Annotated in this window: 12 protein-coding genes and 1 pseudogene; 10 read left to right on the top strand and 3 right to left on the bottom strand. The window is 68.1% G+C overall.

Features of this window, described 5'->3' with window-relative positions; translation table 11 throughout:
- Positions 1–4 precede the first annotated feature (4 nt).
- The 3 genes and pseudogenes from AT700_RS05355 to AT700_RS05345 all read right to left on the bottom strand — a co-directional run bounded on the left by AT700_RS05355 (position 5) and on the right by AT700_RS05345 (position 6579).
- A pseudogene (locus AT700_RS05355) lies at positions 5–3789 on the bottom strand (nitrate reductase subunit alpha).
- Between the two features lie 75 nt (positions 3790–3864).
- Entirely contained in the window at positions 3865–5271 is a 1407-nt protein-coding gene (gene narK2 / locus AT700_RS05350) for a nitrate/nitrite transporter NarK2 (RefSeq protein ID WP_003111261.1), read from the bottom strand.
- 12 nt (positions 5272–5283) lie between these two features.
- Positions 5284–6579, bottom strand: a complete 1296-nt coding sequence (locus AT700_RS05345; RefSeq protein ID WP_003105298.1) for a nitrate/nitrite transporter — start codon at positions 6577–6579, stop codon at positions 5284–5286.
- A 174-nt stretch (positions 6580–6753) separates the two neighbouring features.
- Between AT700_RS05345 and narX the strand changes: the two genes are divergently transcribed.
- The 10 genes from narX to AT700_RS05295 all read left to right on the top strand — a co-directional run bounded on the left by narX (position 6754) and on the right by AT700_RS05295 (position 14513).
- A complete protein-coding gene (narX, locus tag AT700_RS05340; RefSeq protein ID WP_003105296.1) occupies positions 6754–8622 on the top strand; it encodes a two-component system sensor histidine kinase NarX in 1869 nt (622 codons plus the stop codon).
- Positions 8619–9278 (top strand): two-component system response regulator NarL, encoded by a 660-nt coding sequence (gene narL, locus AT700_RS05335; RefSeq protein WP_003092968.1) that lies wholly within the window; start codon positions 8619–8621, stop codon positions 9276–9278. The genes narX and narL overlap by 4 nt, the downstream gene beginning before the upstream one ends.
- An 84-nt stretch (positions 9279–9362) precedes the next feature.
- A complete protein-coding gene (gene anvM / locus AT700_RS05330) occupies positions 9363–9758 on the top strand; it encodes an anaerobic/virulence modulator AnvM (protein WP_003092971.1) in 396 nt (131 codons plus the stop codon).
- Between the two features lie 171 nt (positions 9759–9929).
- The gene (locus AT700_RS05325) at positions 9930–10394 is read left to right on the top strand and encodes a hypothetical protein (protein WP_003092973.1); all 465 of its coding nucleotides are present in this window, start codon (positions 9930–9932) and stop codon (positions 10392–10394) included.
- Positions 10395–10409: 15 nt separating this feature from the next.
- Complete coding sequence (locus AT700_RS05320) at positions 10410–11159, top strand: class I SAM-dependent methyltransferase (RefSeq protein WP_048520802.1); 750 nt, start codon at positions 10410–10412, stop codon at positions 11157–11159.
- A gap of 86 nt (positions 11160–11245) precedes the next feature.
- Positions 11246–12076 (top strand): SDR family oxidoreductase, encoded by an 831-nt coding sequence (locus AT700_RS05315; protein WP_023083316.1) that lies wholly within the window; start codon positions 11246–11248, stop codon positions 12074–12076.
- A 20-nt stretch (positions 12077–12096) separates the two neighbouring features.
- Positions 12097–12483 carry a hypothetical protein gene (locus AT700_RS05310; RefSeq protein WP_003113771.1) on the top strand — a complete coding sequence of 129 codons (387 nt, stop codon included), beginning with the start codon at positions 12097–12099 and terminating at the stop codon, positions 12481–12483.
- A 94-nt stretch (positions 12484–12577) separates the two neighbouring features.
- A complete protein-coding gene (gene tpbA, locus AT700_RS05305) occupies positions 12578–13234 on the top strand; it encodes a tyrosine phosphatase TpbA (RefSeq protein WP_003105672.1) in 657 nt (218 codons plus the stop codon).
- Positions 13235–13338: 104 nt separating this feature from the next.
- Complete coding sequence (locus AT700_RS05300; protein ID WP_025271273.1) at positions 13339–14238, top strand: TIGR01459 family HAD-type hydrolase; 900 nt, start codon at positions 13339–13341, stop codon at positions 14236–14238.
- Positions 14239–14267: 29 nt separating this feature from the next.
- Positions 14268–14513, top strand: coding sequence for a YgjV family protein (locus AT700_RS05295; protein WP_003092978.1), 246 nt, complete (start codon positions 14268–14270; stop codon positions 14511–14513).
- Positions 14514–14529: the final 16 nt, after the last annotated feature.

Here is a 14529-nt window from a genome sequence, read left to right as displayed (position 1 = left end):
CTCCTCAAATGTCCTGGGGCAGCGGTTGCGGCAGGGCGTCGCCGCCGAGTCCGCCGTGGCGGGGTTCGTCCAGCCAGTCGACCTTGCTCATCTTGCGCACCACGACGAACTCGTCGCGGTTGCAGCCGACCGTGCCGTAGTAGTTGAAGCCCCAGGCCTGCTGGGCGTAGCCGCCGATCATGTGGGTCGGCTTGAGCACCACGCGGGTCACCGAGTTGTGGTGGCCGCCACGGGTGCCGGTGGTCTCGCTGCCGGGTACGTTCACGATGCGTTCCTGGGCGTGGTACATCATCACCATGCCGTCCTTGACCCGCTGGCTGACCACCGCGCGGCAGGTCGCCGCGCCGTTGGCGTTGAACACCTCGACCCAGTCGTTATCGACGATCCCGGCCTTGGCCGCGTCGTGCTCGCTGAGCCAGATGATCGGACCGCCGCGCGACAGGGTGAGCATCAGCAGGTTGTCGCTGTAGGTGGAGTGGATGCCCCATTTCTGGTGCGGGGTGATCCAGTTCAGGGTGATCTCCGGGTTGCCGTTGGGCTTCCTGTTCAACAGCTTCTCGGTGGTCCGGGTGTTGACCGGCGGCCGGTAGCTGACGAAGCCTTCGCCGAACGCCTGCATCCACGGGTGGTCCTGGTAGAACTGCTGGCGACCGGTGATGGTGCGCCACGGGATCAGCTCGTGGACGTTGGTGTAGCCGGCGTTGTAGCTGACGTGCTCGTCCTCGAGGCCGGACCAGGTCGGGCTGGAGATGATCTTGCGCGGCTGCACCTGGATGTCGCGGAAGCGGATCTTCTCGTCTTCCTTGGGCAGCGCCAGGTGGGCGTGCTCGCGGCCGGTGATCTTCGACAGCGCTTCCCAGGCCTTGACCGCGACCTGGCCGTTGGTTTCCGGAGCCAGGGCGAGGACCACCTCGGCGGCGTCGATGGCGCTGTCGATGCGCGGCCGGCCCTGGCTGACGCCGCTCTCGACGACGCGATGGTTGAGGTCGCCGACCAGCTTCACTTCCTTCTCGGTGTTCCAGCCGATGCCCTTGCCGCCGTTGCCCAGCTTGTCCAGCAGCGGACCGAGCGAGGTGAACTTGCGGTAGACGTTCGGGTAGTCGCGCTCGATCAGGTGCAGCGTCGGCAGGTTGCGTCCCGGCATCGGCTCGCACTCGCCCTTCTTCCAGTCATGGCCGTCGCCGCCGAACGGCTGCGCCAGCTCGGTGGGGGTGTCATGCAGCAGCGGCACCGTGACCAGGTCCTGCTCCACGCCGAGGTGGCCTTCGGCGACGGCGGAGAACTTCTTGGCGATGGCCTTGTAAATCTCCCAGTCGCTCTTGGCTTCCCAGGCCGGATCGGTGGCCGCCGACAGCGGATGGATGAAGGGGTGCATGTCGGAGGTGTTGAGGTCGTCCTTCTCGTACCAGGTAGCGGTCGGCAGGACGATGTCCGAGTACATGCAGGTGGAGGACATGCGGAAGTCCAGGGTGGTGACCAGGTCGAGCTTGCCCTCGGCACCGTCGTTGACCCAGTCGACCTCGGTGGGACGCGGACCGCCGGCCTTGCCGAGGTCATCGTTCATCACCCCGTTCTTCGCCCCGAGCAGGTACTTGAGCATGTACTCGTGCCCCTTGCCGGAGGAGCCCAGCAGGTTGGAGCGCCAGATGAACATGTTGCGCGGGAAGTTCTGCGGATCGTCCGGCGATTCGCTGGCGAAGCGCAGGCCGCCGCTCTTCAGTTCGCGCACCACATAGTCGGCGACCGGCAGGCCGGCGGCCTCGGCCTCGGCGGCGATGCGCAGCGGGTTGCGGTTCAGTTGCGGCGCCGACGGCAGCCAGCCGAGGCGTTCGGCCTGGATGTTGTAGTCCAGGGCGTGTTCGGCGAAGCGGCTGGCGTCGGCCAGCGGCGACAGCACCTCGTGCATCGACAGCTTCTCGTGGCGCCATTGCGAGCTGTGCAGGTAGAAGAAGCTGGTGCCGTTCATCTGCCGCGGCGGCCGGCTCCAGTCCAGGCCGAAGGCCAGCGGCGCCCAGCCGGTCTGCGGGCGCAGCTTCTCCTGGCCGACATAGTGCGCCCAGCCGCCGCCGCTCTGGCCGATGCAGCCGCACATCATCAGCATGTTGATGACCGCGCGGTAGTTCATGTCCATGTGGTACCAGTGGTTCATCGCCGCGCCGATGATCACCATCGCCTTGCCGCGGGTCTTGTCGGCGCTGTCGGCGAACTCGCGGGCGACCTGCGTCGCGCGCGCCGCCGGGACGCCGGTGATGCGCTCCTGCCAGGCCGGGTATAGGGCGTGTCGGCGTCCTCGTAGGAGGTCGCCACGTTGTCGCCGCCCAGGCCGCGGTCGATGCTGTAGTTGGCCATCTGCAGGTCATAGACGGTGGCCACCCGCAGGCGCTTGCCGTCCGCCGCGACGATCTCGCGGAACGGCACCCGGCGCAGCAGTACCTCGTCGTTGGCGACGCCCTTGAAGTGCGGGTGCTCCTGCCCGGCGAAGTACGGGAAGGCCACCTCGCAGGCATGTTCCGGGCCATCGAGCAGCGACAGTTGCAGGCGCGTCTGGTCACCGCTCCTGCCGTCCAGCTCGGCGATGTTCCACTTGCCAGACTCGCCCCAGCGGTAGCCGATGGCGCCGGTGGGCGAGACCAGCCCGCCGCTGCGCTCGTCGTAGGCGATGGTCTTCCACTCGGGGTTGTTGTCCTGGCCGAGGTTGTCCGCCAGGTCGGCGGCGCGCAGGTAGCGGGTCGGCTTGAACGCGCCGCCGGCGTGTTCTTCCAGCAACACCAGCATCGGCATGTCGGTGTACTGGCGGCAGTAGTCGACGAAGTAGGCGCTCGGCCGGTCGAGGTGGAACTCCTTCAGGATCACGTGACCGAAGGCCATGCCCAGCGCGGCGTCGGTGCCCTGCTTGGGGTTGAGCCAGAGGTCGGTGAGCTTGGCCACCTCGGAATAGTCCGGGGTGATGGAGACGGTCTTGGTGCCCTTGTAGCGCACCTCGGTGAAGAAGTGCGCGTCCGGGGTCCGCGTCTGCGGCACGTTGGAGCCCCAGGCGATGATGTAGCTGGAGTTGTACCAGTCGGCCGACTCCGGCACGTCGGTCTGCTCGCCCCAGATCTGCGGGCTGGCCGGCGGCAGGTCGCAGTACCAGTCGTAGAAGCTCAGGCAGACCCCGCCGATCAGCGACAGGTAGCGGGCGCCGGCGGCGTAGCTGACCATCGACATGGCCGGGATCGGCGAGAAGCCGATCACCCGGTCCGGACCGTAGGTCTTGGCGGTGTAGACGTTGGCCGCGGCGATGATCTCGGTGACCTCGTCCCAGCTGGAACGGACGAAGCCGCCCAGGCCGCGCTGGCTCTTGTAGCTCTTCGCCTTGGCGGCGTCCTCGACGATGCTGGCCCAGGCGTTCACCGGGTCGCCGTGCTGCGCCCGCGCCTCGCGCCAGAGCTTGAGCAACGGCTTGCGCACCTTCGGGTACTTCAGGCGGTTGGCGCTGTAGATGTACCAGGAATAGCTGGCCCCGCGCGGGCAGCCGCGCGGCTCGTGGTTGGGCAGGTCCGGACGGGTGCGCGGGTAGTCGGTCTGCTGGGTTTCCCAGGTGATCAGGCCGTTCTTCACGTAGATCTTCCAGGAGCAGGAGCCGGTGCAGTTCACCCCGTGGGTGGAGCGCACGATCTTGTCGTGCTGCCAGCGCTGCCGGTAGGCACCTTCCCAGGCGCGGCTCTCGTTGCTGGTCTCGCCGTGGCCATCGGCGAATTCACCCTGCTTCTTCTTGAAGAACTGCAGGCGGTCGAGCAGGTGACTCATCTTGATCTCCTCACCCGGTCTGTGCCGGGCGTTACAACGCTAATCAGGGGTTGCCGCGGGCTGCTGCCGACGGACTCAACAGGGACTCTCCGCACCCTTGCGCGCGTACCACCACCAGGTGGCGACGATGCAGCTCAGGTAGTAGGCGATGAACACGTAGAGGGCGCCCTCGGCGCTGCCGGTCATGTGCAGCGAGGTGCCGAACGCCTTCGGGATGAAGAACCCGCCGAAGGCGCCGATGGCGGCGGAGAAGCCGATCACCGCGGCCGACTCCATGCTCGCGTTGCGCGCCGCGCCGGCTTCGTCGGCCTGGCCGTCGCGCACCCGCCGGGCCCACTCGTTGCGGAAGATCACCGGGATCATGCGGAAGGTTGAGCCGTTGCCGATGCCGGCGAAGAAGAACAGCAGGATGAAGGCGCCAAGGAAGCCGAAGAAGTTGCCCTGGCCGCCGTCGCCCGGCAGGAAGGCGATCACCGCGAACACCCCGCCGATCATCAGTGCGTAGTTCCACAGGGTGATCCGCGCGCCGCCGAACTTGTCCGCCAGCCAGCCGCCCAGGGGCCGGCTGAGGGCGCCCACCAGCGGACCGAGGAAGGCGTATTGCAGCGGGTTGATGTCGGGGAACTGGGTCTTGCTGAGCATCGCGAAGCCGGCCGAGAAGCCGATGAACGAGCCGAAGGTGGCCACGTACAGCCAGCACATCAGCCAGTTGTGCTTGCGCTTGAAGATCACCGCCTGGTCGCGGAACGAGGCCTTGGCGTCGGCGATGTCGTTCATCCCGAACCAGGCCGCGACCGATACCACGGCGATGAACGGCACCCAGATCCAGCCGGCGTTCTGCAGCCACAGGCGACCGCCGTCGCCGAGCTGCTGCGGCTCACCACCGAAGGCGCCGAACAGGCCGCCGGCCACCGCCAGCGGCACGGCGAACTGCATCACCGAGACGCCGAGGTTGCCGAGCCCGGCATTCAGGCCGAGGGCGGTGCCCTGCTGGCTCTTCGGATAGAAGAAGCTGATGTTGGACATGCTCGAGGCGAAGTTGCCGCCGCCGAAGCCGCAGAGCAGCGCGATCAGGGCGAACACCCAGTACGGGGTGCTCGGGTCCTGCACGGCGAAGCCCAGCCAGATGCACGGGATCAGCATCGAGGCGGTGCTCAGGGCGGTCCAGCGACGACCGCCGAAGATCGGCACCATGAACGAATAGAACACCCGCAGGGTGGCGCCGGAGATCGACGGCAGCGCCGCGAGCAGGAACAACTGGTCGTTGCTGAAGGCGAAGCCGGCGCTGTTCAGGCGCACGGTCACTGTGCTCCAGATCATCCACACGGCGAAGGCGAGCAGCAGCGCGGGGATCGAGATCCACAGGTTGCGGCTGGCGATGCGCTTGCCGTTGCGCGCCCAGAACTCGGGGTCCTCGGGGCGCCAGTCGAGCAGCAGCGGTCCCCGTGCGGCTTTCAGTTGGGTATTGGCGATCATGCCCATGACGGCATTACCTCAGGAGTGGGTGGGAAGGGTGGGAGGAAGGTCGACGTCGGCCGAGGCGGCCTGGCCGTCGATGCGGCGTTGCTGCTTGATCGCGTAGTGCATCCAGACCATGCAGACCACGGTCAGGCCGAACAGCAACATGAAGCAGGAGGAGCGCACGCCGATGTGGTCGGCGGCGTAGCCGAACAGGATCGGCAGGCAGAAGCCGCCGAGGCCGCCGATCACCCCGACCATGCCGCCGACGGTGCCCATGTTGCTCGGGTAGTAGTCGTGGATGATCCGGTACACGCTGGCCTTGCCGAAGCCCTGGGCGATGCCGACGACGAACACCAGGAAGGTGAACAGCCAGACGTTCAGGCCGATGCCCAGGCTGAGGTCGCCCTGGATGCCGTGGATGGTCATGGTGGTCTGCGGGTAGGAGAGGAAGAACAGGCACACCAGGCAGACCCAGAACACGCCCCAATTCACCGAGCGCGCGCCGTAGTGGTCGCTGAACCAGCCACCGAGGGCGCGGATCAGGCCGGACGGCAGGGTGAACAGCATGGTGATGAAGGACGCGGTCTTCAGGTCCAGGCCGTATTCGGCGATGTAGTACTTCGGCAGCCACAGGGCCAGGGCGACGAAGCCGCCGAAGACGAAGAAGTAGTACAGGCCGAAGCGCCAGACGCGCAGCTCGGCGAGCGGCGCCAGTTGCTTGGCCAGGGTCGGCCGCTGGCTGGCCTCGGCGGCACCCTTGAGGTGCGCCGGATCGGTCCAGGTGAACAGCCAGAACAGCACGGCGGTGACCAGCATGGCCACCGAGTAGACCTGCGGCACCATGCGCCAGCCGAAGGCGACCACGATCATCGGCGCCACCAGGTTGGTGATCGCCGCGCCGGCATTGCCAGCACCGAAGATGCCCATCGCGGTGCCCTGGCGCTCCTTCTCGAACCAGGCCGAGGTGTAGGCGATGCCGACCGCGAAGGAGCCGCCGGCCAGGCCGACGAACAGGCCGAGCACCAGGTAGTGCCAGTACTGGCTGGCGAAGGCCAGGCCGTAGATCGGGATGGCCACCAGCAGCATGTGGATGAAGAACACGATGCGGCCGCCGAAGCGGTCGGTGATCAGGCCCAGCGGCAGGCGCACCAGGGAGCCGGTGAGGATCGGCAGGGCGACCATCAGGCCGAACTGGGATTCGCTCAGGCCGAGCTCGTCCTTGATGCGGATGCCGATGATCGAAAACATCGTCCACACGGCGAAATTCACCGCGAAGGACAAGGTACTCATGCCGAGGACGGAGTACTGTTTCTGACGTAGGGAAGCCATGGCTAAACTCTCTGCACGGACAGCGTTCAGCGAGAGCCTAGGGAAGGTGTTCCTATGCAAATTTGATAGGAATCAATGAAATACCGGCCGTTCCGTGCCTAGATGCGCGCCCCTACCTCGAAAGAGGTACGGCTGAAATTATTGCGCAACTAACTGTTTTAAAAGGCTTTTCTCATGAACAAGGCGACCGCACCGGACGCTGACCAGCGGGACAGATTCTTTGGAGGTAGTGACAGGGCCGGAAAGCCGATCCTGCGCCGCTCCCTGGTAGTCCGCTTCGGCTGCTACCTCACCCTGCTGGTATCGCTGGCGCTGATCGGGATGTTCAGCGCCCTGCTCTTCGCCGACTACACGCACCAGGACGCCGCGGTGATCAACCACGCCGGCTCGTTGCGCATGCTCACCTACCGGGTCGCCCTGGAGCCCAGCCTGGAAGGCCGCCAGGCGCTGCTCGGGACCCTCGGCGAACGCCTCGACAGCGGCGACATCCGCCGCCTGCTGCAACGCCAGGACGCCGACGACCCGATCCGCCAGTTGCACCAGGAGCTGCGCGAGGGCCTCGCGCGCCTGGACCCGCGCGCGCTGCCCGGACGCGCCGTGCTGGACGCCTACGTCGGCGACATCGACCGTTTCGTCGGCATCCTCCAGGCCAAGGCCGAGCGCCGCTCGCAACTGCTCAGCACGGTGCAGGGCCTGTGCCTGTTCCTCAGCCTGCTGGTGGTGTTCGTCACCCTCTACGACCTCAGCTATCACGTCATCGGCCCGCTGCGCGAACTCACCAGCACCGCCCGCCGCCTGGGCCGCGGCGAGCTGGACGCGCGGGTCACCTACAGCGGCGAGGACGAACTGGCGCAACTGGGCGAGCGCTTCAACCAGATGGCCGGCGAGCTGAAGAGCATCTACGGCGACCTGGAAGAGCGCGTGGAGGACAAGACCCGCGCCCTCTCGCAGAGCCACCAGCGCCTCGAACTGCTCTACGCCAGCGCCCGCCGGCTGGGCGAGAACCCCTACGACAGCCGCACCCTGCAACCGCTGCTGAACCAGTTGGAGAAAGTGCTCGACGCCGGCCGCGTGACCCTCTGCCTGAACAAGGACGGGGTCGAGCGCGCCTACAGTTCGCTGACCACCACCGAGCGCCCGGCGGACTTCTGCCTGCAGGGCGACTGCGGTAGCTGCCGCGAGCAGGCCAGCGCCTGCGACCAACCCTCGTCCCTGGCCCAGCCATTGCTGATGCAGCCCCTGTCCATCGCCGGCCACCGTTTCGGCGAACTGTTCATCGAAAGCCGCAGCGGCCGCCTGGAGAACTGGCAGCAGCAACTGATCGAGACCTTCTGCGACAACATCGCCCGCACCTTCGCCCTGTCCCTGCAACAGGAACAGGAAAGCCGCCTGGCCCTGTTCGCCGAGCGCGGCACCATCGCCCGCGAACTGCACGACTCGCTGGCACAGTCGCTGTCCTACCTGAAGATCCAGGTCAGCCGCCTGGGCACCCTGCTCAAGCGCGAGGCGCCGGCGGAGAAGATCGAGGACACCCTCGACGAACTGCGCGAAGGCCTCAACGGCGCCTACCGGCAACTGCGCGAACTGCTCACCACCTTCCGCCTCAGCCTCGACGAGCCGAGCCTGGAAGCCGCGCTGGGGAACGCCGTGGCCGAGTTCGGCGAGCGCGGCGAGGTGACGATCGAACTGGACAACCGCCTGCAACACGTGCCGCTGAGCCCCAACGAGGAAATCCACGTCCTGCAGATCGTCCGCGAGGCGCTCTCCAACGTGGTTCGCCATTCGCAGGCGCAACGGGCCTGGGTGCGCCTGAGCAGCCAGGCCGACGGCCAGGTGAGCATCGCCGTCGAGGACGATGGCGTCGGCTTTGATCCGCAGCAGAACCGTAGCGGCCATTATGGGCTTACCATCATGCAGGAGCGCGGCCAGACCCTCGGCAGCCAGTTGCGCTTCGAAGCGCGCGCGCCCCACGGCACGCGAGTGCTCTTCAGCTTCGTGCCGACCGCCCTGCAACCCTCCGCCGCCAAGGAGCCGACCCCATGACGGACATGCCAGCCACCGCCGACGAGCCGGTTCGCCTGCTGCTGGTGGACGACCATCCGATGATGCGCAAGGGCGTCGCCCAGTTGCTCGAACTGGAAGACGACCTCAGCGTGGTCGGCGAGGCCGGCAGCGGCGAGGAAGCCCTGCGCCTGGCCGCCGAGCTGGACCCGGACATGATCCTGCTGGACCTGAACATGAAGGGCATGAACGGCCTGGATACCCTGCGCGCGTTGCGCGAGGCCGGAGTCGACGCGCGCATCGTGGTGTTCACCGTGTCCGACGACAAGGGCGACGTGGTCAACGTCCTGCGCGCCGGCGCCGACGGCTACCTGCTCAAGGACATGGAGCCGGAGCGCCTGCTCGAGCACATCCGCCAGGCCGCCACCGGACAGATGACCCTCAGCCCGCAGTTGACCCAGATCCTCGCCCAGGCCCTGCGGGGCGACGACCGCTCGAAGAGCCTCGACGAGCTGACCGAGCGCGAACGGCAGATCCTCCGCCAGATCGCCCACGGCTACAGCAACAAGATGATCGCGCGAAAGCTGGACATCACCGAAGGCACGGTGAAGGTCCATGTCAAGCGGGTGCTGCACAAGCTCGGCATGCGTTCGCGGGTCGAGGCCGCGGTGTGGGCGGTGGAGAACGACCTGGTGTGAGCCGCGCGCGGGCTTGATTCCGGTCAAGAAATCCACCGCGGCGCTGCGTCGATACTGGCGGCTTCCTTCCACGAGGCGCCCGTCATGATGTTCGAACGCAGCCCCGACGATCCCCTTCCCCTGGTCTACGCCTGCTCCGGCTGCTCCAACGTGGCGCAACTGGCCAACGATCTCGCGCTGCGCCTGGATCGCGCCCGGCTGGCGGAGATGTCCTGCATCGCCGGAGTCGGCGGCGACGTCCCGCTGCTGGTCCGCCGGGCCCGCTCCGGGCGACCGATCCTGGCCCTCGACGGTTGCCCGCTGCATTGCGTGAAAGGCTGCCTGGCGCGCCACGAGGTAGTCCCAACCCTGCACCTGACCCTCAGCGAACACGGCCTGAAGAAGCGCTACGGCGAGGACTGCGAGGCGCAGGACGCCGAGCGCCTGTTCGTCGAGCTGGAGCGTCTGCTGACGCCGGGCGGCAAGCGCCGCTGCGAATGACGGCGCGGCCGGGGGCGGCGGCTATCCCCAGCCTGCCGAAACCCGCATCCCCGACTTTCGGCCTCCCTTGCGCATATCGCGGCGCCTCCGCCGCGTAAGCGTGCCCGTACCGCCTGCGATACGCAGCAGTGCGCTAGGATGTCCCCTCGGCTTCGAAGAAAGGACATTTCAATGCTGATCGGTGCGCTGCTGGTTCTCACCTGGGTCATCCTCCTCGTCCGATACCCGGCCAAGGCCCTGCCGGTCTCCCTGGCGGCTCTCGCCGGGCTGGGCCTGGTGGCGGCCTGGGTGATCTGGCAGGACAACGACGAAAGCCGCCACCTGCAACGCCAGGAACTGCGCCTGAGCTATGCGCCGGAACGCTGTCCGGTGGACCGGCCGCTGGCGGTCGAACTGAAGAACGGCAGCGACCGTCCGTTGCTGGAGCTACGCTGGAGGATCGCCGCCTACCGCCCCGGCGACAGCGTCAACCTGGCCGACACCAGCTTCGACAGCCCGCGCTACCGGGCGCCGAACGCCCTGCTCGGCGGCGACAGCTGGCACGATTGCCTGCCGCTGCCGCCGCTGCGTCCGGGCTATCGCGCCAGCACCCTGGAATTCCGCGCCGAACGCCTGGACGGGCGTTTCGGCAACTGACCGAGGGAGGACCCGATGGAAACCCGCCGTCTGTTCGACCAGGGCTCCGCTGCCTACGCCAGCGCCCGCCCGCGTTATCCCGATGCGCTCTACCGCCATCTCGCCGGGCTCTGCGGCCAGCGCCGGCGCGCCTGGGACTGCGCCACCGGTACCGGCCAGGCCGCGCTCGGCCTGGCGCAGTACTTCGGCGAAGTCCTCGCCAGCGACACCAGCACGCAGCAGATCGAACACGCCGTTGTCCATCCGGGTATCCGCTACAGCGTGCAGGACGCCGAAGCCACCGACTATCCCGACGCCGCCTTCGACCTGGTCTGCGTAGCCCAGGCCTGGCACTGGTTCGACCATTCGCGCTTCAACCGCGAGCTGCTGCGCGTGCTGCGTCCCGGCGGCGTGTTCGCCGCCTGGGGCTACGGCTGGTTCAGCATCGACGCGGAGATCGATGCCGCCATCGACGAGGAATACCTGCGCCCGATCGGCCCGTACTGGGCGCAACAGAACCGCCTGCTGTGGAACGCCTACCGGGATGTCGAGCTGCCGCTGGGCGAACTCCCCGCGCCGGCCTTCGTCATCGAGCAACAATGGAGCCTGGCCCGGTTGTTCGACTACATGGCCACCTGGTCGGCCAGCCGCCTGTGCCGCGAGGCGCAGGGCAACGCTTTCGTGCGCCAGGCCCTGCAACGGGTCGCCGCGCTCTGGGGCGAGCCGACCTCGACACGCAGGGTTCGCATGCCGCTGGCGCTACGGATCGCGCGCAAGGACGCCTGACCGAGCCTTCGAGCGGTTTTCCGCGGCCGGCGAATCCAGTACGGTAGGCCGCCCTCCTTCCAACTCCCAGCCAAGGAACGCTGCCCATGAGCCAACCCGTCGCCTTCGTCACCGGCTGCTCCAGCGGCATCGGCCGCGCCCTCGCCGACGCCTTCCAGCGCGCCGGCTACCGGGTCTGGGCCAGCGCGCGCAAGGAGGACGACGTGCGTGCCCTGGCCGAGGCCGGCTTCCAGGCGGTGCAACTGGACGTCAACGACGCCGCCGCGCTGGCCCGTCTGGCCGAGGAACTGGGAGTCGAAGCCGCCGGCCTCGACGTGCTGGTCAACAACGCCGGCTACGGCGCCATGGGTCCGCTGCTGGACGGCGGCGTCGAAGCCATGCGCCGGCAGTTCGAGACCAACGTGTTCGCCGTGGTCGGCGTGACCCGCGCGCTGTTCCCGCTACTGAGGCGCAAGTCCGGCCTGGTGGTGAACGTCGGCAGCGTCTCCGGCGTGCTGGTCACGCCCTTCGCCGGCGCCTACTGCGCCTCCAAGGCCGCGGTGCATGCGCTGAGCGATGCCCTGCGCCTGGAGCTGGCACCGTTCGGCGTCGAGGTGCTGGAAGTGCAGCCGGGCGCCATCGCCTCGAACTTCGGCGCCAGCGCCAGCCGCGAGCTGGACAGCGTGGTCGACGAACGCTCGCCCTGGTGGCCGTTGCGCCGGCAGATCCAGGCGCGCGCCGCGGCATCCCAGGACAATCCCACGTCCGCCGAAGACTTCGCCCGCCAGTTGCTAGCCGCCGTGCAGCGCCGTCCGCGCCCGCCGCTGGTGCGCATCGGCAATGGCAGCCGGGCCCTGCCGGCGCTGGCCCGCTGGCTACCGCGCGGCCTGCTGGAGCGGCTGCTGAAGAAGCGCTTCGGTCTCGACACGCGCCTCTGAAACCGCCAGGAGATACCGCCATGGGCGACCGCCTTGCCGTACCCATCCGCTACTACGCCCTGGCCGGGATCGCCGCGGCGATCCTGCTCAACGTGCTGCTGCGCGGGGTGGTCCGCTTCGGCGGCCTGCCGGCCAGCCTGCTGATCGCCGCGCTGGTCGCCGGCGGCCTGGCCTGGTGGTTCGCCCGCGCGCAGCGGCGCTGGCCGACCTGGGGCGAGCGCTTGCGCCTGGTCGCCCTGTATGGCGGAGTGCTCGGGGTCCTTTACCTGCTGCTGGTCGGCCTCGCCTCGCTGAAAGGCGATCCCAGCCCGGCGGCACTGCTCATCGTGGTGCTGCACTACCTGTGCTATCCGGCGCTGTTGCTGGTGTTCTTCTCCGGCAGGGTCTATGGATTCTTCCTGCGCTGACAGGTGAGGCTGCCTCAACGAATTCTTCACATTCTCTTCAGCTCGGCTTGACCCGCCCTCGCCTAGTGTTGGCCACCCACCGCACGAGGCCGACATGCACCGTTCACCGCTCGCCTGGCTCCGCCTGCTCCTCGCCGCCGTGCTCGGCGCCTTCCTGCTCGGCGGCCCGCTGCATGCCGCCGAGACTGCCGCCACGCGTTCGCCAGCCTGGGCGCAAGCGGTCGACCCGTCGATCAACCTCTACCGCATGAGCCCCACCCTCTATCGCAGCGCGCTGCCCAACGCACAGAGCGTCGCGCTGCTGCAACGCCTGCAGGTGAAGACGGTGGTCAGCTTCATCAAGGACGACGACCGCGCCTGGCTGGGCCAGGCTCCGGTGCGGGTGCTCAGCCTGCCGACCCACGCCGACCGGGTCGACGACGCCGAGGTGCTCAGCGTCCTCCGCCAGTTGCAGGCCGCCGAGCGCGAAGGCCCGGTACTGATGCACTGCAAGCACGGCAACAACCGCACCGGACTGTTCGCCGCCATGTACCGCATCGTCGTGCAGGGCTGGGACAAGCAGGCCGCGCTGGAGGAAATGCAGCACGGCGGTTTCGGCGACGAGGACGACATGCGCGACGCCAGCGCCTATGTGCGCGGCGCCGACGTCGACGGCCTGCGCCTGGCGATGGCCAACGGCGAATGCAGCCCGTCGCGCTTCGCCGTCTGCCATGTGCGCGAGTGGATGGCCCAGGCGCTCGACCGGCCGTAAACACGCGCAGGGCCGAAAGGCTTGGTCCCGTCACGCAAGTTTGGCACCCTTGGGACTCGCCGCCGCACGCGGCGGCCCACTTCGACAGCCGCGACGAGACTCCCATGAGCGATGCCCCGACCTCCCCGCGCTTCAGCGCCGCCACCAGCACCCGCCTGCTCGACCATGCGCAACTGGAGGTGCTCTGCGCCGACTATGACGGCTTCCTTCTCGATCTCTGGGGCGTAGTGATGGACGGCGCCGAGGCGTTCCCCGGCGCCCTTGCCTGGCTCGCCCGGCGGCACGCCGAAGGCCGCCCGGTCTGGTTCCTCAGCAACTCGTCCAGCAGCGTGGCGGAAATGAGCGCCGGGCTCGAGCGCCTGGGCATCCGGCGCGACTGGTTCGCCGGCATCACCACGTCCGGCCAGTTGACCATCGACGCCCTGCTGCAAACCGCCGAATACCGGCGTGGCGGTATCTACCTGGCCGGCGTCGGCCTGGCCCAGCAGAGCTGGCCGGCGGAAATCCGCGAGCGCTTCGTCGAGGACATCGCCCAGGCGGCGCTGATCGTCGGCGTCGGCAGCTTTCCCCAGGATGAACTGGAACAGCGCTTCGCGCCCCTGCGCGGCGCCACCGACCTACCGTTCCTCTGCGCCAACCCGGACCGCGTGGTGGTTTCCGGCGGCCGCACGGTATACGGCGCGGGCATGCTCGCCGAGCTGTTCAGCGAGGAAGGCGGCCAGGTCAGCTGGTACGGCAAGCCCGACCCGGCGGCCTTCCGCATCGCCCAGCGGCAACTGGAAGCGCGCGGCGCGCGGCACATCCTGTTCGTCGGCGACTCGCTGGTGACCGACGTCCCCGGCGCCCTCGCCGCGCGCATCGATACGCTCTGGCTGGGCGCCACCGGCATCCACCGCGAAGCCCTGGGCGCCGAGTTCAACGGAGCACTCGACGAGGAGCGGGTCAGGTCGCTGCTGCACGGCTATCCGATCCGACCGCACTTTGCCGCGCCAGGGCTGGTCTGACCCTCAAAGGTCGGAAAAAGGATGCACGCATGCACTGGCTGGACTACCTGCAATGGCCCGCCATGCTGGTCACGGTGGTGGCCGCCTGGCTGGTGGCGTCGGCGCATCGGCGAAGACGCAAGGTCGGCTTCTGGGTGTTCCTCGCCAGCAACCTGCTGTGGATCGCCTGGGGCCTGTACGCCCAGGCCTATGCGCTGATCCTGCTGCAGGTCTGCCTGGCGGCGATGAACCTGCGCGGCACCCATCGCAACGAAGCGCCACAGGACAGCGCCTGATGGCCGCCAACGAAAA

Source organism: Pseudomonas aeruginosa (assembly GCF_001457615.1).
Lineage (GTDB): Bacteria > Pseudomonadota > Gammaproteobacteria > Pseudomonadales > Pseudomonadaceae > Pseudomonas > Pseudomonas aeruginosa.
This window is presented reverse-complemented; position numbering and strand designations above follow the sequence as displayed.

Excerpts from the sequence above, each read along its gene's own strand:
- AT700_RS05320 (WP_048520802.1), top strand. The coding sequence starts at position 10,410 with ATGGAAACCCGCCGTCTGTTCGACCAGGGCTCCGCTGCCTACGCCAGC.
- narX (WP_003105296.1), top strand. The coding sequence starts at position 6,754 with ATGAACAAGGCGACCGCACCGGACGCTGACCAGCGGGACAGATTCTTT.
- AT700_RS05310 (WP_003113771.1), top strand. The coding sequence starts at position 12,097 with ATGGGCGACCGCCTTGCCGTACCCATCCGCTACTACGCCCTGGCCGGG.
- narL (WP_003092968.1), top strand. The coding sequence starts at position 8,619 with ATGACGGACATGCCAGCCACCGCCGACGAGCCGGTTCGCCTGCTGCTG.
- AT700_RS05295 (WP_003092978.1), top strand. The coding sequence starts at position 14,268 with ATGCACTGGCTGGACTACCTGCAATGGCCCGCCATGCTGGTCACGGTG.
- AT700_RS05325 (WP_003092973.1), top strand. The coding sequence starts at position 9,930 with ATGCTGATCGGTGCGCTGCTGGTTCTCACCTGGGTCATCCTCCTCGTC.
- anvM (WP_003092971.1), top strand. The coding sequence starts at position 9,363 with ATGATGTTCGAACGCAGCCCCGACGATCCCCTTCCCCTGGTCTACGCC.
- AT700_RS05300 (WP_025271273.1), top strand. The coding sequence starts at position 13,339 with ATGAGCGATGCCCCGACCTCCCCGCGCTTCAGCGCCGCCACCAGCACC.
- AT700_RS05345 (WP_003105298.1), bottom strand. The coding sequence starts at position 6,579 with ATGGCTTCCCTACGTCAGAAACAGTACTCCGTCCTCGGCATGAGTACC.
- AT700_RS05315 (WP_023083316.1), top strand. The coding sequence starts at position 11,246 with ATGAGCCAACCCGTCGCCTTCGTCACCGGCTGCTCCAGCGGCATCGGC.
- narK2 (WP_003111261.1), bottom strand. The coding sequence starts at position 5,271 with ATGGGCATGATCGCCAATACCCAACTGAAAGCCGCACGGGGACCGCTG.
- tpbA (WP_003105672.1), top strand. The coding sequence starts at position 12,578 with ATGCACCGTTCACCGCTCGCCTGGCTCCGCCTGCTCCTCGCCGCCGTG.